Source organism: Solimonas marina, assembly GCF_012241385.1.
In the GTDB taxonomy this organism is placed as follows: Bacteria; Pseudomonadota; Gammaproteobacteria; order Nevskiales; family Nevskiaceae; genus Solimonas; species Solimonas marina.
On the sequence record NZ_JAAVXB010000013.1, the window covers coordinates 1 to 20,724 of the forward strand.

Annotated in this window: 16 protein-coding genes; 2 read left to right on the top strand and 14 right to left on the bottom strand. The window is 65.9% G+C overall.

Annotated features, from left to right (window positions below; all coding sequences use genetic code 11):
• Nucleotides 1-203: hypothetical protein (locus G7Y82_RS21225; RefSeq protein ID WP_206370835.1), on the top strand; the 203-nt coding region annotated here is incomplete at its 5' end.
• Between the two features lie 10 nt (nt 204-213).
• On the opposite strand, the gene G7Y82_RS18075 is transcribed toward G7Y82_RS21225, so the two are convergent.
• The 8 genes from G7Y82_RS18075 to G7Y82_RS18110 form a co-directional block, all read right to left on the bottom strand.
• A complete protein-coding gene (locus G7Y82_RS18075) occupies nt 214-2,118 on the bottom strand; it encodes a solute carrier family 23 protein (protein ID WP_168149554.1) in 1,905 nt (634 codons plus the stop codon).
• 40 nt (nt 2,119-2,158) lie between these two features.
• Nucleotides 2,159-2,821: a cupin domain-containing protein gene (locus G7Y82_RS18080; RefSeq protein WP_240954406.1), complete on the bottom strand. Its 663-nt coding sequence runs from the start codon at nt 2,819-2,821 to the stop codon at nt 2,159-2,161.
• A complete protein-coding gene (locus tag G7Y82_RS18085) occupies nt 2,821-3,918 on the bottom strand; it encodes a purine nucleoside permease (RefSeq protein WP_168149556.1) in 1,098 nt (365 codons plus the stop codon). The genes G7Y82_RS18080 and G7Y82_RS18085 overlap by 1 nt, the downstream gene beginning before the upstream one ends.
• A gap of 140 nt (nt 3,919-4,058) precedes the next feature.
• Nucleotides 4,059-6,587, bottom strand: coding sequence for a TonB-dependent siderophore receptor (locus G7Y82_RS18090; RefSeq protein WP_240954402.1), 2,529 nt, complete (start codon nt 6,585-6,587; stop codon nt 4,059-4,061).
• Between the two features lie 520 nt (nt 6,588-7,107).
• The gene (locus G7Y82_RS18095; protein WP_168149557.1) at nt 7,108-8,271 is read right to left on the bottom strand and encodes a nucleoside hydrolase; all 1,164 of its coding nucleotides are present in this window, start codon (nt 8,269-8,271) and stop codon (nt 7,108-7,110) included.
• Nucleotides 8,272-8,284: 13 nt separating this feature from the next.
• The gene (locus tag G7Y82_RS18100; RefSeq protein ID WP_168149558.1) at nt 8,285-9,844 is read right to left on the bottom strand and encodes an adenosine deaminase family protein; all 1,560 of its coding nucleotides are present in this window, start codon (nt 9,842-9,844) and stop codon (nt 8,285-8,287) included.
• Nucleotides 9,845-9,854: 10 nt separating this feature from the next.
• Nucleotides 9,855-10,952 (bottom strand): purine-nucleoside phosphorylase, encoded by a 1,098-nt coding sequence (locus tag G7Y82_RS18105; protein ID WP_168149559.1) that lies wholly within the window; start codon nt 10,950-10,952, stop codon nt 9,855-9,857.
• Nucleotides 10,953-10,981: 29 nt separating this feature from the next.
• Nucleotides 10,982-11,902 carry an alpha/beta fold hydrolase gene (locus G7Y82_RS18110; RefSeq protein ID WP_240954403.1) on the bottom strand — a complete coding sequence of 307 codons (921 nt, stop codon included), beginning with the start codon at nt 11,900-11,902 and terminating at the stop codon, nt 10,982-10,984.
• Nucleotides 11,903-12,012: 110 nt separating this feature from the next.
• On the opposite strand from G7Y82_RS18110, the gene G7Y82_RS18115 reads away from it, so the two are divergent.
• Nucleotides 12,013-13,032: an adenosine deaminase gene (locus G7Y82_RS18115; RefSeq protein ID WP_168149561.1), complete on the top strand. Its 1,020-nt coding sequence runs from the start codon at nt 12,013-12,015 to the stop codon at nt 13,030-13,032.
• A gap of 107 nt (nt 13,033-13,139) precedes the next feature.
• Here the strand turns inward: G7Y82_RS18115 and G7Y82_RS18120 are convergent, their stop codons facing one another.
• The 6 genes from G7Y82_RS18120 to G7Y82_RS18145 all read right to left on the bottom strand — a co-directional run bounded on the left by G7Y82_RS18120 (nt 13,140) and on the right by G7Y82_RS18145 (nt 20,721).
• Nucleotides 13,140-14,414 (bottom strand): M20/M25/M40 family metallo-hydrolase, encoded by a 1,275-nt coding sequence (locus tag G7Y82_RS18120; RefSeq protein WP_168149562.1) that lies wholly within the window; start codon nt 14,412-14,414, stop codon nt 13,140-13,142.
• Nucleotides 14,411-16,156 carry an allantoate amidohydrolase gene (locus tag G7Y82_RS18125; protein WP_168149563.1) on the bottom strand — a complete coding sequence of 582 codons (1,746 nt, stop codon included), beginning with the start codon at nt 16,154-16,156 and terminating at the stop codon, nt 14,411-14,413. Before G7Y82_RS18125 ends, G7Y82_RS18120 begins: the two co-directional genes overlap by 4 nt.
• Nucleotides 16,153-17,088 carry an allantoinase PuuE gene (gene puuE / locus G7Y82_RS18130; protein ID WP_168149564.1) on the bottom strand — a complete coding sequence of 312 codons (936 nt, stop codon included), beginning with the start codon at nt 17,086-17,088 and terminating at the stop codon, nt 16,153-16,155. The genes G7Y82_RS18125 and puuE overlap by 4 nt, the downstream gene beginning before the upstream one ends.
• 2 nt (nt 17,089-17,090) lie before the next feature.
• On the bottom strand, nt 17,091-17,837 hold the full coding sequence (locus G7Y82_RS18135; RefSeq protein ID WP_168149565.1) for a GntR family transcriptional regulator: 747 nt from the start codon (nt 17,835-17,837) through the stop codon (nt 17,091-17,093).
• Nucleotides 17,834-19,153 carry a guanine deaminase gene (gene guaD, locus G7Y82_RS18140; RefSeq protein WP_168149566.1) on the bottom strand — a complete coding sequence of 440 codons (1,320 nt, stop codon included), beginning with the start codon at nt 19,151-19,153 and terminating at the stop codon, nt 17,834-17,836. The genes G7Y82_RS18135 and guaD overlap by 4 nt, the downstream gene beginning before the upstream one ends.
• Nucleotides 19,154-19,452: 299 nt before the next feature.
• The gene (locus G7Y82_RS18145) at nt 19,453-20,721 is read right to left on the bottom strand and encodes a urate hydroxylase PuuD (RefSeq protein WP_168149567.1); all 1,269 of its coding nucleotides are present in this window, start codon (nt 20,719-20,721) and stop codon (nt 19,453-19,455) included.
• Nucleotides 20,722-20,724: the final 3 nt, after the last annotated feature.

Here is a 20,724-nt window from a genome sequence, read left to right on the forward strand (position 1 = left end):
CTGTCGGTGTGCCGCACATCGCTCTCCACCTCAACTCTACCCCCTCCCTCAGACACAAGCGGCGCAAGCCGCGACCAATGTGTCGCTCGCCCTGCCTGGGCAAAATCGAAAAACTGGAACCTCAGATCGAATCAAAAAAGCATCACCTTTCAAATCGCTTTTCAATCTGTGAAATCTGTGGTTCCCGCATTTTCCTCGAGTAACGCCGCCCCCTCATGAACTGGCCTGCAGGAAGCGGATCTCGCGCGCGGTCTCGATCGGGTTGGCGTCGGCGACCAGTTCGTTGAAGCGGTAGCTGGCGATGCGCGCGGCCTCGACGACGCCACTGGCGCGTTCGACGGCCACGGTGTTCGCAAGCCGAGACCAGCCCTGTGCGAGCAGCCGCTCGTAGCGCTCGACATCGCGCGCACACACCACCAGCGGAAAACCGAAGTGCATGCGATAGGCCTGCGCCAACGCGCGCACTTCATCGTGCTCGTCCTCACCCAGACTGCCGAGGCCGGCCTCGTCGTGATCGTCGATATAGGCGTTGCCTGCGTCGTCTTCGCTGCCGAGATCGGCATAGGCGTTGAGCAGTTCGAGCTGCTGCGCCTCGTCCCCCGACAGCAGCGCTTCCTGGAAGGCCGCACGCAGCGCGTTCGGGTCGGCATACGGGCGTTGCGCCCAGGCGCGTTCGAGCACCCACGGCGTCTGCTCGACGAGACCGCCGAAGGTCTGCGCGAATGCTTCGTACGGCATCGCGTTGACCTGTTCGAGCGTCACCAGCGCGTCGCCGGGACGGCCGGCGACGGCCGCATGGCGACCGCCGCCGAGGTGGAAGAACAAGGCATTGAGCAGAATTGCCGCCAGCGCACCGAGCGTGATGCCGCTGCCGAAGATGATCTGCAGCCAGTCCGGCATCGCACCGGCGACATACGGCTGCGCCGTCACCAGCATCGCCAGACCGAGACTGCTGCCGACGATGACGAGATTGCGATGATCGCTGAAGTCGACCTTGCCGAGCGTCTGAATGCCGACCACGGCGACCGCCGCGAACATCGCCAGCGCCGCACCGCCCAGCACCGGATGCGGAATACCGGCAACGATCGCCGCCGCCTTCGGCATCGAGCCGAGGATCAGCATGATCACACCGGCGGCGCAGACCACCCAGCGGCTCTTGATCTGCGTCAGCCGCACGAGGCCGACGTTCTCCGCGTAGCAGGTGTACGGAAACGAGTTGAGCACGCCGCCCAGCAGGGTCGCCAGACCGTCGGCACGCAGCGTGCGCGCGATGTCGTCGCGGCGAATGCGCTTGCGCACGATCTCGCCGGTCGCGTAAACGTCGCCGGTGCTCTCGACCATGGTGATCAGCATCACCACGATCATCGACACGATCGCCGTCACGCTGAACGTCGGCCAGCCGAAATAGAACGGCAGCGTATAGCCGAGCGCCGACGAGGTCTCGACCGCGTCGAAATGCGCGTCGCCGAGCAGCCACGCGACCAGCGTGCCGATGACCAGACCGGCGAGCACCGCGACCGTCGCCATGAAGCCGCGAAAGAAGCGCTGCATCGCGACGATCAGCGCCAGCGTGCCGAACGCGTATAGCAGATCCTTGAGCAGCACCGGGTTCTGGATCGCGTTCGGCCCCTTGCCGACCACCACATCGTTGGCGGCGACCGGCAGCAACGCCAGACCGATGATGAGGATCACCGAGCCGGTGACGACCGGCGGGAAAAAGCGCGCAAGGCGCGCGAAGTACGGCGCCGCGAAGAAGGTGAACAGGCCGCCGGCCAGCACCGCGCCATAGATCGCCAGCAAACCCGACGTGCCACCGCCACCGGCGACGCCGATGCTGATCATCGGACCCACTGCGGTAAACGTCACGCCTTGCAGCAGCGGCAGCCGCACGCCGATCTTCGGCCCGAGTCCGACCGACTGGATGATGGACGCGATGCCGCAGGTGAACAGATCGGCATTGATCAGATGGATCAGCTGTGCGGTCGAAAGGCCCAGTCCGCCGGCGACCAGGATCGGCACCAGCACCGCGCCGGCGTAGAACGCCAGCACGTGCTGCAGGCCATAGGCCGCCAGTTTCGGCAGCGGCAGGACTTCATCGACCGGGTGAATACGTTTCATTGCGGCTCCGCATGCCGTACGGCAAAAGATCGGAAGAGGCTCATGGCGTGCGGCCGGCAGCGTCCGTCGCTGGCTCCAGCGGCGCAAAATTCTTGCCGGAAGCATGATCGCCCTGCTTGAAATTGGGACCAATCAGCGTGCGCAGAAATGCCGGCGTCGCCCAGTCCGATGCACCGGCGTAACGCTCGACGAACGCCGCGCCCGCGCCGATGCGTACACGCTTCGGACTCCAGGCTGGCGTAACCACCGAGCCAACGAGCACGTACGGCGCACCGCTGCGCAACACGATGGCCTTCGTCGTATCGGCCGGAACCGCGACGAACGGCGTCTGCCCCGCAGCGACATCGTGCCCCATGACACGATGCTCGACGTGGCCATCCGGATAGAACAGATAGTAATCAGCCGGGCCGCCGTCGATCAGAACCTGATAGTCGTCGGAGGCGAGCCAGTGCAGGTGATTCTGCGGATCTTTCGGCGTCAGCAGGTAATAGATCGCATTGCTTGCCGGCGAGCGTCCGTCCGCGGCTCGGACTTCGACCCCAGACACGCGCAGCACGCGAAAGAACCCGCCTTCGCCATCCAGCGTCTGCAATCCGAGCTGACGTATCCACTGCGCCGCCGTCTGCGGCGGCCCGTCCGCATGTGCGGCGCCGCCCAGCGACAGGGCGGCGGCCAGCAGTGCCGCCGCCCCTTTCCTGCGCATCACGACGACGGCACGTGGTCGCGATACTGATCCCAGTGCTGGACGATTTCGTCGACGACCTTCGATCCGACCTTGTACGCCGCACCCGTCGCCATATCGAGCGCCGAATACCCCTCGCCCGGCGCACCGGCGTGATCTTCGAGCAGGCTTTCGGCGGCGGTCATGCCCGGCGGCTGCATCGAGTAGTTGCTGGCGGTACGCAGCACCATCAGGCGATTGAAATCGACCTTGCCGGTCGGCGTCAGGTAGGTCAGCGACTGCGCGGTGCCGGTGTCTTCCATCGCCGAGCTGACGAACTCGCCCTTGCCGTCTGTCCAGTACTTGACCCAGCGGTTGGCCCACTCGTTCATCAGCTTGCCGTGCCAGTAGGTCATCGCCGCCAGGTTGTCGCCCTTGAGCACGAACGGCGGCTTCTGCGCGTTCGGGAACCCCTTGTAGCGGGCCCGGCGCTGCTGCAGCACCGGGCTGTCGCCGAGGTCGACGTTCCTGGTCAGCTGATAGGCCCAATCGGTCAAACCGGCGTTCAGATGAAACACCTCGCCCATCGGCTCGGGCTTGGGCAGACCGTAGGGCTCCTTGGTCCCGAGCGGGAAATAACCGGTCGACCAGTCCTTGGGCATTTCGCGCGGGTCGATCTCATGCGCGAGATCGCCGTCGACCAACCATTCGGCCCAGGCGGCCGAACCGATCGACGCGTCTTCGGGGTCGAAGCCGGCAATGCCGGCAACCAGCCAGTAGGCATGCGACAGGTCGAAGCGCGGGTCCATACCCAGCTCCATGACCGCCGACGCCGAGTTGGCGGTGCCCATGCCGGTCACCATGCCCAGCACGCCGGTCTGCGGATTGAGGTACAGGTCGTGATGATGCGCGAAGGGAAAACGCTCATCGAGCTTCTGGCCCTCCTTCCAGTGCTGGAACTCGCCAGCCGTATCGCCACTGTCCTTGCCGATCTCGAACATCGACACCACCACCACCTTGACCGGAATCGGCTTCGGGGCGGCGGCGACCGCCTTGGCGTCCGACGCCGGCTTGGTGCAGGCCGACAGGCCGGCGACGACGACGAGTGCGACAGCAACGATACGAAACGGTGACTTCATCAGTAACTCCTTGCAGCCGGTCCGGACGGCGGCGCTGTCGCGCCCGCTCGCTACGCAACCGGCATCTCTCGATATTCAAAACGACAACGCCGCTGCCGGAATCTCCGTCAGCGGCGTCGCCGTTACCACCGGGAACCGACTTAGAACTTGTAGGCCAGCGACATCGTCCAGTTGCGCGGCAGCTCCGGCAGCACAACCGACGAACCGAACAGGTCCGGGAAGTTCGAGCGGAAGTACTTTTCGTTCGTCAGGTTCTTGCCCTGAAGACCGAACTTCCAGTGCTTGCTCTCATAGTTCGTACCCGCGTTGACCAGCGTGTACGACGGCAGCTTGACGGCCTTCGAGAAGCCCGAGTAGGTCGAATCGACATGGGTCATGCCGACCGTGCCGGTCAGGCCGTCGAGGATCGTGCCGTCGAAGCTGTAGATCAGGTAGATCGAGTAGACATTCTCCGGCACGCCCTGCTTGCGACCGTCGGTGGTCAGCACCAGGCCGTTGATGACACCGCCGTACATGTCCGCCGGATCGACGCCGGCCGGCAGGTCACCGGCACCGGCGAAGCTGAACTGCGAGCCGTTTTGCTTGGCGGTCTCGTTGTAGACCTTGGTGTTGCTGTAGTTCGCCGCGATGGCCAGGTTGTTGGTCAGCACCGCGCGCAACTCGGCTTCCCAGCCCTTGCCCAGCGTGGTGTTGTTGGTCACCGTGTTCTGCGCGCTGTAGTCGAGACGCTGCTGCCGGTAATGCGCGAACGACGCATAGATGCGGTCATCCCAGAAGCTGCCCTTGACGCCGATTTCGGTCAGCGTCGAGTTGGCGACGGCGTTCTTGCTGGCCACCGCGTCTGCCGGGATTTCACCGCCCTGACCGACGATCATGGTCGACTGCTTGGCGCGCGTGAAGTACGGGCTGATGCCGAGGACCGGGATGTCGTAGTTGGTGCTGAACGACCACGACCACGCGCCGTCGGTGTCCTTGTGCTTGTCGTTGTCCGTGCAGTCGACACCCGTGGTGCAGGTCGACGTCATGTGCAGCGAGTCGTAACGACCGCCACCGGTGAAATGCAGACTGTCGAAGAATGTGTAGTCCGCCATGCCGGCCAGGCCGTAGTCGAAGTAATCGCCCACCGTGCGCGACGACCACGGCTCGACCGTCGGGCCGTCACGCGTCGACAGCGTGCGGCGGTCGAAGGCCGAAGCCTGTTCGGTGATATCGCGACGATCGAAGTACTCATAGGCGAAGTTGTCGCCATGGCTGAACTTCTGGTGGCGCAACGACGGGCTGAACTGATAGGCCGACTTCAGCCAGTCGCCGACGTCCTTGTTGTAGGCGAGGATGATCTGATCCTCGAACGCCCAGGTGTCCGCCATCTGCGAGAAGCCGTAGGCGTTCTCGTTGTTGTTGTTGAGCGAATCGTAGAAGACCTTGTTGGTCAGCTTCAGATTGTCGGTGAAGCTGTGAATGATGTCGAAGTACAGCGTCTTGACCTGGTCGGTCAGGCTGTCTTCCGGTGCCACCAGAACCTGGCTGCCATTGATGTGCGCCGTACCCGGATTGACCAGCGCCATGTTCGGGTGGTTGGCCAGATCGGCGTTGACCGTGGCGGCGCTCTGTTCATTGACGGAGCCGAAGTTCACGTTCGGGTCGCTGCTGCCGAACGGATAGAAGATGCTGAGATTGGCGGCACCGGCCTCGGCCGCGGAAATCCGTCCGTCGCCGTTGGTGTCGATCGACGTCGGGTGGCCGGTCACGTACGTGCCGTGATCGATCAGATCCTGCGAAAGACGGTTCCAGCCGGCGACCTGGTTGCCTTCGTATTCCTGATACATGCCACCGAACTCGATGCGCGTCTTGTCGGTGAGATCGGCATCGAACGAAGCCTGGTAGATGCTCTGGTTGGTCGACGTGTTGTCGTAGTACGACCCGGCATTCTGCGCCTCGGCGTAGAGGTAGTAGCCGAAGGCCTGACCGAATACCTTGCCCGGGCCGCCGACTTCGCCGTGCAGGGTGTTGTTGTCCCAGCTGCCGCGCACCACACCGAACTCGCCGGCCGGCTTGGTCATGTACGCGCCGTCCTGCGCGCGCGCCGACTTCGGAATGAAGTTCAGATAGCCGCCGATCTTCGACGGACCGTAAATCGGCGACGCCGGGCCGCGGACGATGTCGATGCGATCCGACGCACCGATCGGCTGCGGATAGTTGCCGGGGTTGTCGACACGACGCACGCCACGGAAGTAGTTCTCGCCCGGCGTGCCGCGCACGTCGAGCGAGCCGGCCACGCCGAAGAACGACTGCGTGAACGAACCCGGCGTCAGCGCGACGATGTCGTTGATGTCGGTGATGTTGAACTTGGTCAGCATCTCCTGGCTGATCGACGTCACCGCGCGCGGCGTGTCCTTGATGCTCTTGTTGAAGCCGAACACCGAGTCGTTGGGCTCGGTCGGCAGGATGTTGACTTCACGGTTGACGCGCGACTTGACGATCACCTCGGCAATGCCGCTGTTGTCGGTGGCGGTCGTGGTGCTGCTGTCGTTCTGCGCCACCTGCACCGGTGCCGCGGCCGTTGCCGCCGCATCGTCGGCTGCCGCCGCGATGGCAGGCAGGCCCATGCCGCTGCCGAGCGCCATCAGCGCAATCGCCCGCATCTTGAAAGCCGGTTTCACACGTTTCATGCAACAGTCCCCTAGCAGAAGTCGAATCTCGAAAAAACGCCCGCGGTTCCGGCCACAGCGACAAGAAAGACAGGATTCGCACGAGTTGCGACATCCGCGTGACCGGCGGTCGATCAAACGGTTTCACTCCCTGTCTTCCCGCGACCCGGCGCGAGAACCCACCATTGCAGCTGGTCCAAACCTCTCCCGGAGGGATGGCTCACCCGATGCGGTTATCGCACCTCGCCGCTTGCTGCGAACGAGCGCACTGCCACCGCGAGCGGATCACCGTATGCAAAATTTCAGAAACATTGCATACAGACCTGAAGACACTGTGCGCAAAGGGCGTGCCATCGGCCGCCGACCCGCGCCGGGCCGTCAAATCCCCATTTCCGGGGGATATTCCGGGAAATCCCTCAGCACTCCGGACGGGGTCCGTGTAGATCGAGTGCATCGCAACGACACTTTTTGGCGCGCGTGCCCCGAGATATTGCATGCAATCTGAATATCGATTGCGTACGATCTGCCGGCCTTGCGTTCGTTAGCGCGTCGAGCTGCCGTCGGCAGGGGCCAAAGGCCGATTCATGAGCCGGACCATCAGTGCGTAGACGCCCTTGACGTCGACATCACGCACCACGGTTTCGCGCTGCTCGCCCAGATCGGGTTCATAGCCGGGCGACCACGACAGCGTGTCGCCATAACCCGGCCCGAACTGCGTATCGACGTCGACGTACAGCGACGCCGATTGCGCGATCAGCGTCGGATCGAGCCAGACCGCCACCGCCAGTTCGTCCCACAACGGAAAGCCCGGTTCGTTGTGCTTGAGCTGACGCGTCAACGGCGTGTCGGCGGCGGTCATGCGCTTGAGCAGCGCCGGCGTCAGCTCGGTCGCGGTCGACGGATCGGACGGCACCATCACGATCTTCTTCCACGGCGCGCGCAAGACGATGCTCGCCGCCTCCGGGTCGAAACGCATGTTGAACTCGCGACGTGGCGAATTGACGAACTCGCGCGCGAACTGCTGCGCCGAGACCGAGTCCAGGCGCTGCCGCGGGTTGAGGCTGCCGCCCATGTAGACCAGTTCCTTGGCCAGCGACGCGAACTGCGGATCGAGGCGCTGCGCCAGCGCCAGATTGGTCAGCGGTCCGGTGGCGACGATGCTGACCTGCCCCGGAAACTCGTGCACCTTGCGGATCAGGAAGTTCGCGGCGATCTCGGCCGACGGCCGGGTCGTCGGATTGCCTTCGGGCAAATCGGGCACGACGTCGGGGCCGTGATAGTGCGGCGGGCTTTGCTGGGTATCCTCGACCCACTTTTTCATCCACGCGCCCTTCCACACCAGCTTGCCGTACAGCGCTTCCCAGCGCTCGGTCAGCTTCTCGCTGTTGAGCAACGGATAGGTCGCGCCGGGCACGACGGGAATGTCGGTGCGACCGACGATCTCCAGCATGCGCAGCGCATGCGCGACTTCCTCGTCGCGCCAGGCGTTGCCGCTGACGATGGTGATGCCGAGCACGTCGACGTCCGGTGCCTGCAGCGCCATCAATTGCGCAGGATGAAAGCCGTCCAGATCGTCGTCGAGAATCACCAGGCGCTTGCCGTCGGCGGCCTGTGCCGTATGCACGGTCAAGGTCAACAGGACCAGCAACGACAGCACCGCTGCGCCGCACCCACCGATCCACCGCTTCGTCCCTGTCGCTCGCATCGTCGCCACTCCGTCAGAACTTCTGCTTGAGGACGTTCGTTTCGAACACGGCGCTGTCACGTTCCTGCAGCCACTGCAGACGGGCCTTGTCGTTGTCGCGCAGGAACGCGGCACAGCCGGCATCGGCATGCAGCGTCTTCAGGCTCGACGCGCAGACCTTCACCGGCGTATGGCCGTCGGCCTGCCACAGGCTGTCGCCGGCAATGAACGCATAGCTCAGGCCGTTGCGCGCAATCTGCTTGAGCGTCGGATAATCCAGCCCCTGCTCCTGTACGGCGCGGATGTACTCATAGGTCATGTCGCTGCGCGACACGCCCTCGTCGTCGGTCGACAACACCACCGGGACGCCGGCATGCAAATACAGCTGCAGCGGATGATCGTGTCCCTTGACGCCGAGGATCACATCGTTGCTGGTCAGATTGATTTCGACGGCGATGTGGTCGTGGGCCATCTTCGCCAGCAGCGCCGGCGCGTCGTCCTCGTAGGCGATATCGACGCCGTGGCCGATGCGCAGCGCACCGGCCGCCACCGCATCGCGAATATGAAAGCGCAGGTCGGCCTGCGGCACCAGCCCCAGCGTCAGCTCGCCGGCGTGCAAGGTCTTCTTCACCTGCGGCGCGCGCTGGCTGAAGAAGCGAAACATGTCCATGTGCACGCGGTAATCGGCCAGCGCCGTCGGATTGTCCTCGGGGTCGACGATGTTGATGCCGACGAAGCGCGGGTCGGCCTGCACCACCGCGTAGCCCAGCGCCATCTCGGCGAATGCGAACGGCTGCGGCTGCGCGCGATCGACGTAGCTCAGGTAACGGTACTGCACGCGGCAGGCCTCGTCGGCCTGCGGCGTGCCGCAGTGCAGTTCCCGCCGCACCAGCGCGTCGGCGGCATCGAACTCGGCACGTGCCTCGGCGACCAGTTGCGGCAACTGCCCTTCGATGCGCGCGTAATCGGCGGCGTAGTCGCCCGGCGTCCACGGCATTTTCGCCACCTTCGGCGCGAACACATACGCGTTGCTCGGGTTGACCATCAGCTCGACATAGCCGACATGATCCTGCGCGGCCTGGCGCAGCGTCGCGACTACCGTATCGCCGAGCCGCGTCGCGGCCAGCGGCATGAATTTGCCGAACACCGAAAAGAAACGATCGTGACCGGACAGATAGCCGACGCCTGGCACGAAGTTGCGCATCGACATCGCGTCGATGGCCTGTTCGTACAGCGCCGGATCCTTTTGCGACAGCCCATGCGCACTGACCTCGCCGGCCTTGCACGGCGGCGCGACCAGGCCCTTGTCGTCGAGCTTGACGCAGTAATTGTCTTCGTCGGCCCAACGCATGAAGTCTTCGGCGTAGACGCTGCCGACCAGATGGTTGTGCAGGTCGCCGCCCTTGGGCATCTGCTGCAGGAACACGCGCAAGCGCGCGGTCTGATCCTTGACTGCCGCCATACGCTTGGCGACCCGCGCTTCGCGATCGGCCGCATCGTCGGCATGCGCCAGTTCGGTGGCCAGCAGGCCGGCGGCGCACAGCGTCGCCAGCGCGACGCGCGCGACCCTGGCGGAACGGAATGGATTGGACATCGGGTTCTCCTTAGTTCGCCGCCGGCGTGCCGGGAATGTGATCGGCATAGCGGTCCCAGTGATCGAGGATTTCGTGCACGACCGGCGCGCCGACACGGTAGTTGGCCTCGTAGGCGGCGACCTGACCGGGCGCCTCGTCGCCGACCGTCGCCAGCGGATCGACGCCCGGCGGCGGCATCGACGGATTGCTGGCGGTGCGCAGCACCAGCACGCGATGGGGATCGACGAAGCCGAGCTTGCCGAACTTCTTCATCATCTCCGCCGCGTCCTGGCTTTCCATGTTGGTCATCACGAAGCGACCCTGGCCGCGCGTCCACAGCTTGACCCAGTCCTCCGCCCATTTCGTTCGCAGCGGGCCGTGCCAGTAACGCTTGGAACCCAGGGTTTCGCCGAGCAGCACGAACGGCGGCTTTTGTGCGTTCGGAAATCCCTTCCAGGCCTTGCGCTGTTCGGCCAGCGCCGGCGTATCCGGAATCTTCACGTTCTTGGTCAGCGCATACGCCCATTGCACGAACGACGGATTGATCGGATAGGCCATGCCCAGATCGTCCGGGCCGGTCGCCTCGCCGAAGCTGTTCGCATCGGTCGGCAGCGTGTCCGGCTTCATCGCGCCGATCGCGAACAGACCGTAAGGCCAGTCCTTGGGCAGCTCACGCGCGTCGATTTCACGCAGCTCGTCGCCGTCGACCACCCAGCGTGCCCAGGCCGCGCTGCCGACCGACGCGACGTGCGGATCGACACCGGAAATACCGGTGAACAGCCAGTAGGTCTTGCTCAAGTCGAAACGCGGATCGAGCACGAACGCTTCGAGATCGCGCAGCAACAAACCGTACAAGCCCTTGTCGTTGCGGCGCAGGCCACGCGTCATGCCGCGCACATCGCCGATCTTCTGATCGAGGTGTTCGCGCTCGACCCAGAACTGGTATTCGCCCGGTTTGTCGCCTTCGTCCGCACCGTTTTCGAAATTGGCGACGACCACCATGCGTACCGGAATGCGCGCCTCGGGCGGTGCCGGCGGCGGAATGGCCGGCTGCGCGGCACTCGCCGCGCTGCACAGCCCCAGCAACACCGCAAAGGCGAGCGCGCGCGAGAAAAACTTGGGCGACATCAGATTCTCCATTGCATCGACGCGACGCATCAGGGCGCCGCGCTGTGGTCCAGGAATGGGCGCAGCGCCGCCAGCCAGGCGTCCGGCTGCTCGGTCATCGGCACATGCGCACTGTCGGCAATCAGCTTGAGCTGCGAGCCGGCGATACCCGCCGCGTACCAGCGGCCGTCGGCGACCGGCACCAGTCCATCGTGCGCGCCCCACAGCAGCAGCGTCGGAATCCGGATCGCGTCGAGTTGACCGTCCACCGCTTCGTCGAGCAGCGCCGGATTGGTCGTCACCGAATGCACGGTCCAGCCATCGTCCTTGCCCAGTGCCCAGGCCAGGCCATCGCGAATGTCCTGCGCGCTGGCATGCTGCTGCGCGCGATAGAACACCGCGCCGATCGTCGCCTTCTGACCGGCCAGCGACAGCATCGGCGGCATCTTCACATTGGCCGGACGCGGCGCGAACAACTGCGCGAATGTCGAGCGACGGCCGGCGGCATCGCAGAGCACCAGCCGCGACGGCTTCGGCAACGCGAACGCCGGGTCGGCGGCGATGCCCTGCAACGCCTGAATCGTGTACTTCGCGGAAATCCAGCCGCCCAGCGATTCGCCGATCAGCGTGAAGTCGTGAATCTGCTTTTCACGCAAGAACTCGCCGAGCGTGTCGACCCACAGCTGGATGCTGTAGTCGACCATCGGCTTCGACGAGGCCCCGAAGCCGAGCTGATCGAGGGCGACGACGTGATGGTCCTTGGCCAGCTTCGGCATCACCGCGTGCCAGTCGCCGAATGCGCTGCTGCCGAGACCGTGCACGAGCACCACGGTCGGACCGCTGCCCATCTCGTAGTAATGAATGTCGGTGCCGAAGACCTTGATCGTTCGCCCATCCGGCAGGGCATCGGCATGCGCCAGCGGCGCGACCGCCAGCCACAACAGCGCCGCCAAGCGGCACATCATGCGCATCGTTATTCTCATACTCTGTGCTCTCTTGCTTCGTGCTGCGATGACACGGGCGCGCTTGTCGCCGACCGTGTACAACCGCGATGATCGGCGCCTACCAACTGCAAGCCGCCATGACCGACGATCTGATTCGCGCCCTGCCGAAAGCCGAGCTGCACCTGCATATCGAAGGCTCGCTGGAACCCGAAATGGTGTTCCGTCTGGCCGACCGGCACGGCGTCGCTCTCGCCTACGACAGCGTCGACGCCTTGCGCGCCGCCTACGACTTTCACGACCTGCAAAGCTTTCTCGACCTCTACTACGCCGGCGCCGACGTGCTGCGCGACGAGGCTGATTTCTACGACATGACGCGCGCCTACCTCGCGCGCGCCGCCGCCGACGGCGTCGTCCACAGCGAGATCTTCTTCGACCCACAGACGCATACCGCGCGCGGCATCGGCTTCGACGTGTTCATGCCGGGCATGCTGCGCGCGCTGGCCGACGGCGAGCGCGAACTCGGCGTCAGTGCCAAGCTGATCCTCTGCTTCCTGCGGCACCTGAGCGCCGACGACGCGATGGCGACGCTCGACGCCGCCCTGCCGTGGCGCGACGCGATCTGCGCTGTCGGCCTCGACTCGTCCGAGCGCGGCCATCCACCGTCGAAGTTCACCGCCGTCTTCGACCGCGCGCGCGCGCTCGGCCTGCTGACCGTCGCCCACGCCGGCGAAGAAGGCCCGCCGGCCTACATCGTCGAAGCGCTCGATCTGCTGAAAGTGCGCCGTATCGACCACGGCGTGCGCTGCGTCGAAGACGGCGCGCTGGTCGAACGACTGGCGCGCGAGCAGGTGCCGCTGACGGTCTGCCCGCTGTCGAACGTCAAGCTCTGCGTGTTCGAACGCGCCGCCGACCACAACCTCAAGACCCTGCTCGAACGCGGACTGTGCGTGACCGTCAATTCCGACGACCCGGCGTACTTTGGCGGCTACGTCGCCGACAACTACCGCGCGATGCAGACCGCGCTGTCGTTGTCCGACGCGCAGATCGTGCAACTGGCACGCAACAGCATCACCGCGTCGTTCGCCGACGACGATGCCAAGGCGCGCTGGCTGGCGCAGATCGACGAGGTCGCGCAGCGCTTCGGCGTTGCGGGCTGAGCGAACGGCGGTCGCGGCTTGCGCCGCTCCTACAGCAGCGGCCGCCGCTTTGTAGGAGCGGCGCAAGCCGCGACCTCCAAACGCCACCTGGCCGATGCAGCGCTGCATCATGCCGCCAGCATCTCGGCGAGCATGCACGCGACCACTGCCGTCGCCCGCTTCAGATCATTGAGCCGCAGCTTCTCGTCGGCCGCGTGGCCATTGGCCTCGCCCAGCGTGCGCGGACCGGCGCCGTAGAGCACGGTCGGAATGCCGGCCGCCGTGTAGTGGCGCGCGTCGGTGTACAGCGGCACGCCGTGTTCGATGATCGGCGTGCCGAACAGCGCCTCGCCGTTGCGCTGCAGCGACTCGGTCATTTTCTCGGCGCCCGGTAACTTGACCAGCGGCAGCGCCTGCAGCACGCGACGCACCTCGACGCGGATGCCCGGCAGGGTCGCTGCCGTGTCGCGAATCAGCGCGCGCAATTCGGTTTCGACGGCGTCGAACGATTCCTCGGGGATGATGCGGCGATCGAGGCGGAAGCTGACCAGGTCCGGCACTACATTGGTGTTGATGCCGCCGCGAATCAGGCCGATGTTGAGCGTCGGATGCGAGATACCCGGCGTCTGCGAGCGCGTCTTGGCGATTTCCGCGCGCATCGCGTAGAGCACGTTGAGCATCTTGTTCGCCGCTTCCAGCGCATCGACCCCGGACGACGGCATCGCCGCATGGCCCTGCTTGCCATGTACCGTGACCTCCAGATGCAGGCAGCCGTTGTGCGCCGTCGTCACCGCGTATGAAAACCCGGCGCTGAGCACGTAGTCCGGCTTGCTGATGCCCTGTTCGAGCAGACGCCGCGGACCGATGTCGCCGCCGGTTTCCTCGTCGTAGGTGAAATGCAGCTCGACGCTGCCCTTCAGCGGGTGCGACGCGGCGATTTTCTGCAATGCACGAAGCGCAAAGGTGTAGGTCGCGAAGTCCGACTTGCTGACGGCGACGCCACGGCCGTACATCGTCGGCCCGAACGTCGCGTCCTCGCGCACCGTGCCGCCGTACGGATCTTCGGTCCAGCCCAGCCCCGGTGGCACCACGTCGCCGTGTGCGTTCATCGCGATGCACGGTCCGCCGGCGGCAAAGGCCTGTCGCACGATCAGATTGGTCGCGGCGATCATGCCCACCGCCTCGACCTCGGCCTGCGGCACTCCGTCGGCTTCGACCGCATAGCCCATTGCTTCGAGCAAGGCCTTGGCCCTGGCCGCATGCGCGGCGCAGTCGCCCGGCGGATTGTCGCTGGGCACGCGCACCAGCTCGGCGAGAAAGGCGCAGGATTCGTCGAAGCTCGCATCGACCGCCGCGACGACGGCGGCCTGCAGATCGGAGAGCGGGGTGGCGGCTGAGGTCATGAACGGACTTCGTCGGCGAGGTTGGTGAGGAAACGCGAGAACGCCGCGGCGGCGATCGCCGCATCTTCCTCGCTCAAGGTTTCTTCCGGGTTATGGCTGACGCCGCCGGCGCCGCAGCGCACGAACAGCATGCCCATGTCGGTGAGGCTGGCGAGCATCATCGCGTCGTGCCCGGCGCCACTCGGCAGGTGACGCACATCGGGGTCGCCGCTGACCGCACGGATCGCGGCATCGAAGCGACGCTGCATCACCGGGGCGCACGGCACCGCGTCGGCGTGAACGATTTGCTCGTGGGTGATGCGCACGCGGCGGCGCGCACCGATCGAGGCGATTTCATCGAACACGGCCTGCACCGCGGCGTCGCGCAGCGCGTCGTCCGGCGCACGAATGTCGATCGTCAGCTCGCAACGCCCCGGCACGACATTGACCGCGCCGTTCGGCACATCGAGCTTGCCGACCGTGCCGACCAAGCCGGGCTGAACGCCGCAATGGCGCTCGACCGCCAGCACGATCTCGGCGGCGGCGGCAGCAGCGTCCTGACGCAGATTCATCGGCACCGTACCGGCGTGACCGGCGCGGCCCTCGACGCTGACACGGAAACGGCGGCTGCCGGCAATCGCCGTGACCACCCCGAGCGCGCGCCGCTCGTCGAGCAGCACCGGACCTTGCTCGATATGGACCTCGACATAGCCCAGCGTCTGCTGCGGATCGCGCGCCAGCGCGTCGATGTCGCCGGGATCGTGACCGGCGGCGCGCAAGGCCGCATCGAGCGTCACGCCATGTTCGTCGACGCGCGTCAGCAGTGCCGGATCGAAACGACCGGCGACGGCGCTGCTGCCGAGGAAGGTCGAGCGAAAACGCACGCCCTCCTCTTCCGAAAAGCCGATGATCTCGACGTCGAACGGCAGCGTCACGCCGGCGCGACGCAACCGGCCGAGCACAACGATCGGCAGCAGGATGCCGAGACGGCCGTCGTAGCGGCCGGCGTCGATGACGGTGTCGTAGTGCGAGCCGGTGATCAGGGTGCGCGCCGCCGGCGCGTCGCTCTTGCAGCGCCCGACGACATTGCCGATCGCATCGATCTGTGCGTCGAGGCCGGCCTGCAGCATCCAGTCGCGCAGCTTGCGCGCCGCCGCCTGATGCGCGTCCGACAAGTACGTGCAGACCAGCGCGTCCGGGTCCTCGCTGAACGCCGCCAGCGCATCGGCCATCGCCAGGATTTCGGCACCGGCCGGCTCGTCGAAGCGCTCGGCGAGGCGGAAGTCAGCGATGCGCGCGATCTCGGTCAGCGCCGTGCGCAGCTCGGCGTCGGCGTCGTGCGCCAGCCGCCGCCGCAGCTCGGAAACGATCTCGCCGCGTTGCCGGCCTTTCACCGAAATCACGAACGGAAAACCGAACTTCTGGCGATACGCGGCGTTCAGCGTCTGCAACTCGGTCAGTGCGTCGGCCGGCGCCTGCGTCAGACCGGCACCGGCCTGCTCGGACGTCGACGCGGCGGTCAACTCGCCACGCATCGCCGCGGCGCCGGCCAGCTCCGGATGTTCGCGAACCAGCGCCAGCTGCTGGTCGGCGCTGGCATCGAACATCGTCGCGCACAGCGCATCGAGCAATTCGAAACGCGTCGCGAACGGGCGCTTGGCAACGCTGCGCTCGGCGATCCACGGCGAGTGCTCGAAGATGCCGTCGAGCGCCGCGACGAAATCGGCGGCGGCGCACTGGTTGAGGGTGGCGAGCGCGATCACGACAGCGGCGCCGGAAAATGTTGCTGCCAATGCCGCGCGATATCGACGCGCCGGCAGACCCACACGTGTTGATGCGACAGCACGTAGTCGACGAAGCGCTGCAGCGCCGCGTAGCGCGCCGGCCGGCCGACGATGCGGCTGTGCAGGCCGACCGACAGCATCTTCGGCGCGTTCAGGCCGTTGGGATCGCCCTCGGCGTACAGCGTGTCGAACGCGTCCTTCAGGTAATCGAAGAACTGCGTGCCGGAATTGAAACCCTGCGCCGCGGCGAAGCGCATGTCATTGCTGTCCAGCGTATACGGCACGACCAGTTGCTGTACGGTGCCGGCCGCGGTCTCGACCGGCGTCCAGTACGGCAGATCGTCGGCGTAAGAATCGGCGTCATAAAGAAAGCCGCCATGTTCGACCACCAGCCGCCGCGTATTCGGGCTGTCGCGGCCGGTGTACCAACCGAGCGGCATCTCGCCGGTCAGCTCCTTCATCAACGCCACGGCTTCGTGCAGATGCGCGCGCTCGGTCGCTTCGTCGACCATCTGGTAGCTGATCCAGCGCAGGCCGTGACAGGCGATCTCGAAATCCAGCTCACGGGCAGCGGCGATCACGTCCGGCGTACGCGCCAGCGCCTTGGCCACCGCGAACAGCGTCAGCGGAATGCCGCGCGACTCGAACAGGCGCAGCACACGCCAGAAGCCGGCGCGCGAGCCGTACTCGTAGATCGACTCCATGCTCAGGTGCCGGTTCGGAAACGCCTGCGCGCCGATGATCTCGGACAAAAAGGTTTCCGACCCCGCATCGCCGTGCAGCACATTGTTCTCGCTGCCCTCCTCGACATTGAGCACGAACTGCACGGCGATGCGTGCCGCGCCCGGCCACTGCGGATGCGGTGGCCGCCGGCCGTAGCCGACCAGATCGCGCGGATAGGCGGCGGCCATGCTCAGTTCACCGCGCCGCCGAGCACGGCGAGCAGATCGACGCCCGGCGCCGGCGGCTCCTCGAGGCGCAGATCGGCCAGCACGTGTTCGAGGTGATGCAGCATCAGTTGCGCGGCATCGGCCTTGCGCTTTTCGAGTGCCGTCACCAGTTCCTGATGCTCGTCCGGCGGGCAGCAGACCGAGCCCGCTTCCTGATAGAGGGCAATGATCAGCGACGAGCGCGACACCAGCTCGCGCAGCAGTTCGAGCAGCGTCGCGTTGCCGGCGCACTCGGCGATGATCAGGTGGAAGTCGCCGGACAGGCGGATCGCGCTGCGACGATCGTTGCGCTTGGCCGCCACCTTCTCCTTCTGCAGATGATCGCGGATGCGCTGGATGTCGGCTCGCGTCGCACGCTCGACGAAGCGCTGCACGATGCCCGGTTCGAGCAGGCGTCGCGCCTCGAAGATGTCGAGCGCGTCCTGCACGGTCGGTGCGGCGACGATCGCACCGCGATTCGGCAGCAGGGTCACCAGCCGTTCACTGGCCAGTTTCTGCAGCACCTGTCGCACGCGCGTGCGCCCGAGCCCGAAGATCTCGCACAGGCGGTTTTCGACCAGGCGCGCGCCGGGCGGCAGGCTGTGGTCGATGATCGCCGCGTAGATGCGCTCGTACGCGACATCGATGCTGCCGGCTGCCACCGTCACCGGCGACAGATCCTCCTGCTTGCGCTTGCCGGACTTGCGCAGTCCCGGTTCGGCTTTGCTCATGATTCGTTCTGGTCGTGAATGACGGCTTCGTTGCCGCCGATATAGGTCTGTCGGACCGCGCGCTCATCGCCGAGCGTCATCAGCACCAATAATTTCTCGGACAACGTGCGGCACGCGCGCAGGCGCCGCGCCAGCAGCGGCGTCGCCTGCAGATCGACGGCGATGAAATCGGCCTCGCTGCCCGGCGCGAAGGTGCCGATGCGGTCCTGCAACTGCAGGATGCGGGCGTTGCCGAGCGTCGCCAGATAGAACGCGCGCAGCGGCGTCAGTCGCTGGCCCTTCATCTGCGCGACCTTGTAGGCCTCGCCCAGCGTGCGCAGCATCGAAAAGCTGGTGCCGCCGCCGACGTCGGTGGCGACACCGAAGCGCAAGCCGGCGGCGTCGCTGGCGTCGAAGTCGAACAGGCCGCTGCCGAGATACAGGTTCGACGTCGGCGAATGCGCGGCGCAGGCGCCGCAATCGGCCATGCGCCGGCGATCGGTTTGATCGAGATGGATGGCATGCGCGTAGACCGCGCGCTCGCGCAGCAAGCCGTAGTGGTCGTAGACGTCGAGATAGCTGCGCCGCTCCGGGAACAGCTCGCGCACCCAGGCGATCTCGCTCGGATTCTCGGCCAGATGGCTGTGGATGTAGGTGCTCGGATACTCGGCCGCGAGGCGACCGGCGGCAGCCAGTTGTTCGGGCGTCGAAGTCGGCGCGAAGCGCGGCGTGATCGCCACCGACAAGCGCTCCGTACCATGCCAGGCCTCGATCAATTCGCGCGTTTCGCGCGCGCCGTCGTCGGCGGTATCGCGAAGGTACTCCGGACAATTGCGGTCCATCAGCACCTTGCCGGCGATCATGCGCAGACCGCGCCGCGCGGCGGCGGCGAAGAAGGCATCGACCGAGGTCTTGTGCACGGTGCAGAACACCAGCGCGGTGGTCGTGCCGTTGCGCAGCAGCTCGTCGAGGAAGACCTCGGCGACCTCGCGGGCATAGGCCGGATCACCGAAGCGGCGCTCCACGGCGAACACATAGTCGTCGAGCCAGTCGAGCAACTGCCGGCCGCCGGAGCCGATGACCTCGGTCTGCGGAAAGTGAATGTGCGTGTCGATCAACCCCGGCATCAGCAGATCGCTGCCGTGGTCGATCAGGGTGATGTCGGCCGGCAGCGTCGCGAGCAACGCGTCGGCAGGGCCAACCGCCTGCACGCGACCGTGCTCGACGACCAGCAGACCGTCCTCGTGATGCACGACCTGCCCGCTGCCGTCACCGTCGCGAGGATCGTCGGTGAAATACAGAACCGCGCCGCGATGCGCCTGCAGGCTCGCGCTCATGCCTCGCCCCTCGCGCCGACTTCAGGTGCAGCTCCGCGCATGAGAGCACCTGCTCCCGCACCCGTTTGCGCTACGCGCAAAGCACCGTGTCGCATGCTCATGCTTCCACCCTCGCATCGACTTCAGGTGCGGCCGTGCGCATGAGAGAGCATGCGCCCGCACCCGTTTGCGCTACGCGCAAAACACCGTGTCGCATGCTCATGCTTCCACCCTCGCATCGACTTCAGGTGCAGCCGTTCGCATGAGAGAGCATGCTCCCGCACCCGTTTGCGCTGCGCGCAAAACACCGTGTCGCATGCTCATGGCGACGCACCCTGCCCTTGGTGGGCGATCCAGTCGAGTACGGTCTGGCGCTCGGTATCGGTCATCTGGGTGATGTTGCCGAGCGGCATCGCCCGACTGGCGAGCTGCTGACGGATCAGGGCCGCGTTGGTGCGCAGTTCGTCCGCGGTTTCCAGCGCGATGCCTTTCGGCGGCGCGGTGAAGCCGGCGAACTTCGGGTGTTGCGCGTGACACAGCACGCAGCGTTGCTCGACGATCTGCTGCACCGCCGCCAGCGTCGGCGTCGCGGCCGTGGGTTCACCGGTGCTCGCCGCGCTCGCATCGCCGGCCGCCGGCGCGGCGCTGATCGGCGCCGACGTCGGCGACGCCGGACGCAAGACGATGACGACGACGACGATGGCCGCCAGGCCGATCAGCATCGACCAGATCGGCGTCTTGCCGCCGCGCTCGTGTGCCTTGTGGCGCAGCACGAACCAGGCGCGAATCGCCGCGCCGGCGAAGGTCAGACCGATCAGCGCCGCGACCTTGTGCGGCGAACCCCAGGTCGTCGCGTAGTGGTTGCTGATCATCGTGAACAGCACCGGCAGCGTGAAATAGGTGTTGTGCACCGAACGCTGCTTGCCGCGCAGACCGTCGCGCGGATCGGGGTCGCGGCCTTCGCGCATCGCCGCCACCGAGCGCCGTTGGCCGGGGATGATGACGAAGAACACATTGGCAACCATCATCGTACCGAGCAGCGCGCCGAAGTGGATGTACGCGCCGCGGCCGCTGAACACCGAGCACAGGCCCCAGGCGGCCAGGCACAGCAGCACGGCCAGCACCGCGCCCAGCACACGGTCGTCGCGGCCCAGCGGCGAGCGGCACAGGCCGTCGTAGATCAGCCAGCCACCGACCAGGGTGCCGAGACCGATGGCGATCGCCTGCCACGGTGCCAGCGCCATCACCGACGGGTCGATCAGATACAGCGTCGGCGCGCCGTAATAGATCACGCAAAGCATGAAGAAGCCGGTCAGCCAGGTGCTGTAGGCCTCCCAGTAGAACCAGTGCAGATGCGCCGGCAGCTGCGCCGGAGCGACGCGGTATTTCTGCGAGTGGTAGAAGCCGCCGCCATGCACGGCCCACAGCTCGCCGGCGACGCCGCGCTCACGCGCCTTGGGGTCGGCCGGCGACAGCAGATGATTGTCGAGCCAGACGAAGTAGAACGACGCACCGATCCAGGCGATGCCGACGATGATGTGTGCCCAGCGTCCGAGCAGGTTCAGCCATTCGAGCAAATAGGCTTCCATGCG

What these genes read in the sequence shown, in the direction of transcription:
- G7Y82_RS18075 (WP_168149554.1), bottom strand. Translation starts at nt 2,118, where the DNA reads ATGAAACGTATTCACCCGGTCGATGAAGTCCTGCCGCTGCCGAAACTG.
- G7Y82_RS18085 (WP_168149556.1), bottom strand. Translation starts at nt 3,918, where the DNA reads ATGAAGTCACCGTTTCGTATCGTTGCTGTCGCACTCGTCGTCGTCGCC.
- G7Y82_RS18105 (WP_168149559.1), bottom strand. Translation starts at nt 10,952, where the DNA reads ATGTCGCCCAAGTTTTTCTCGCGCGCGCTCGCCTTTGCGGTGTTGCTG.
- G7Y82_RS18100 (WP_168149558.1), bottom strand. Translation starts at nt 9,844, where the DNA reads ATGTCCAATCCATTCCGTTCCGCCAGGGTCGCGCGCGTCGCGCTGGCG.
- G7Y82_RS18135 (WP_168149565.1), bottom strand. Translation starts at nt 17,837, where the DNA reads ATGAGCAAAGCCGAACCGGGACTGCGCAAGTCCGGCAAGCGCAAGCAG.
- G7Y82_RS18145 (WP_168149567.1), bottom strand. Translation starts at nt 20,721, where the DNA reads ATGGAAGCCTATTTGCTCGAATGGCTGAACCTGCTCGGACGCTGGGCA.
- G7Y82_RS18080 (WP_240954406.1), bottom strand. Translation starts at nt 2,821, where the DNA reads ATGCGCAGGAAAGGGGCGGCGGCACTGCTGGCCGCCGCCCTGTCGCTG.
- G7Y82_RS18095 (WP_168149557.1), bottom strand. Translation starts at nt 8,271, where the DNA reads ATGCGAGCGACAGGGACGAAGCGGTGGATCGGTGGGTGCGGCGCAGCG.
- guaD (WP_168149566.1), bottom strand. Translation starts at nt 19,153, where the DNA reads ATGAGCGCGAGCCTGCAGGCGCATCGCGGCGCGGTTCTGTATTTCACC.
- G7Y82_RS18120 (WP_168149562.1), bottom strand. Translation starts at nt 14,414, where the DNA reads ATGACCTCAGCCGCCACCCCGCTCTCCGATCTGCAGGCCGCCGTCGTC.
- G7Y82_RS18110 (WP_240954403.1), bottom strand. Translation starts at nt 11,902, where the DNA reads ATGCGCATGATGTGCCGCTTGGCGGCGCTGTTGTGGCTGGCGGTCGCG.
- puuE (WP_168149564.1), bottom strand. Translation starts at nt 17,088, where the DNA reads ATGGCCGCCGCCTATCCGCGCGATCTGGTCGGCTACGGCCGGCGGCCA.
- G7Y82_RS18090 (WP_240954402.1), bottom strand. Translation starts at nt 6,587, where the DNA reads ATGAAACGTGTGAAACCGGCTTTCAAGATGCGGGCGATTGCGCTGATG.
- G7Y82_RS18115 (WP_168149561.1), top strand. Translation starts at nt 12,013, where the DNA reads ATGACCGACGATCTGATTCGCGCCCTGCCGAAAGCCGAGCTGCACCTG.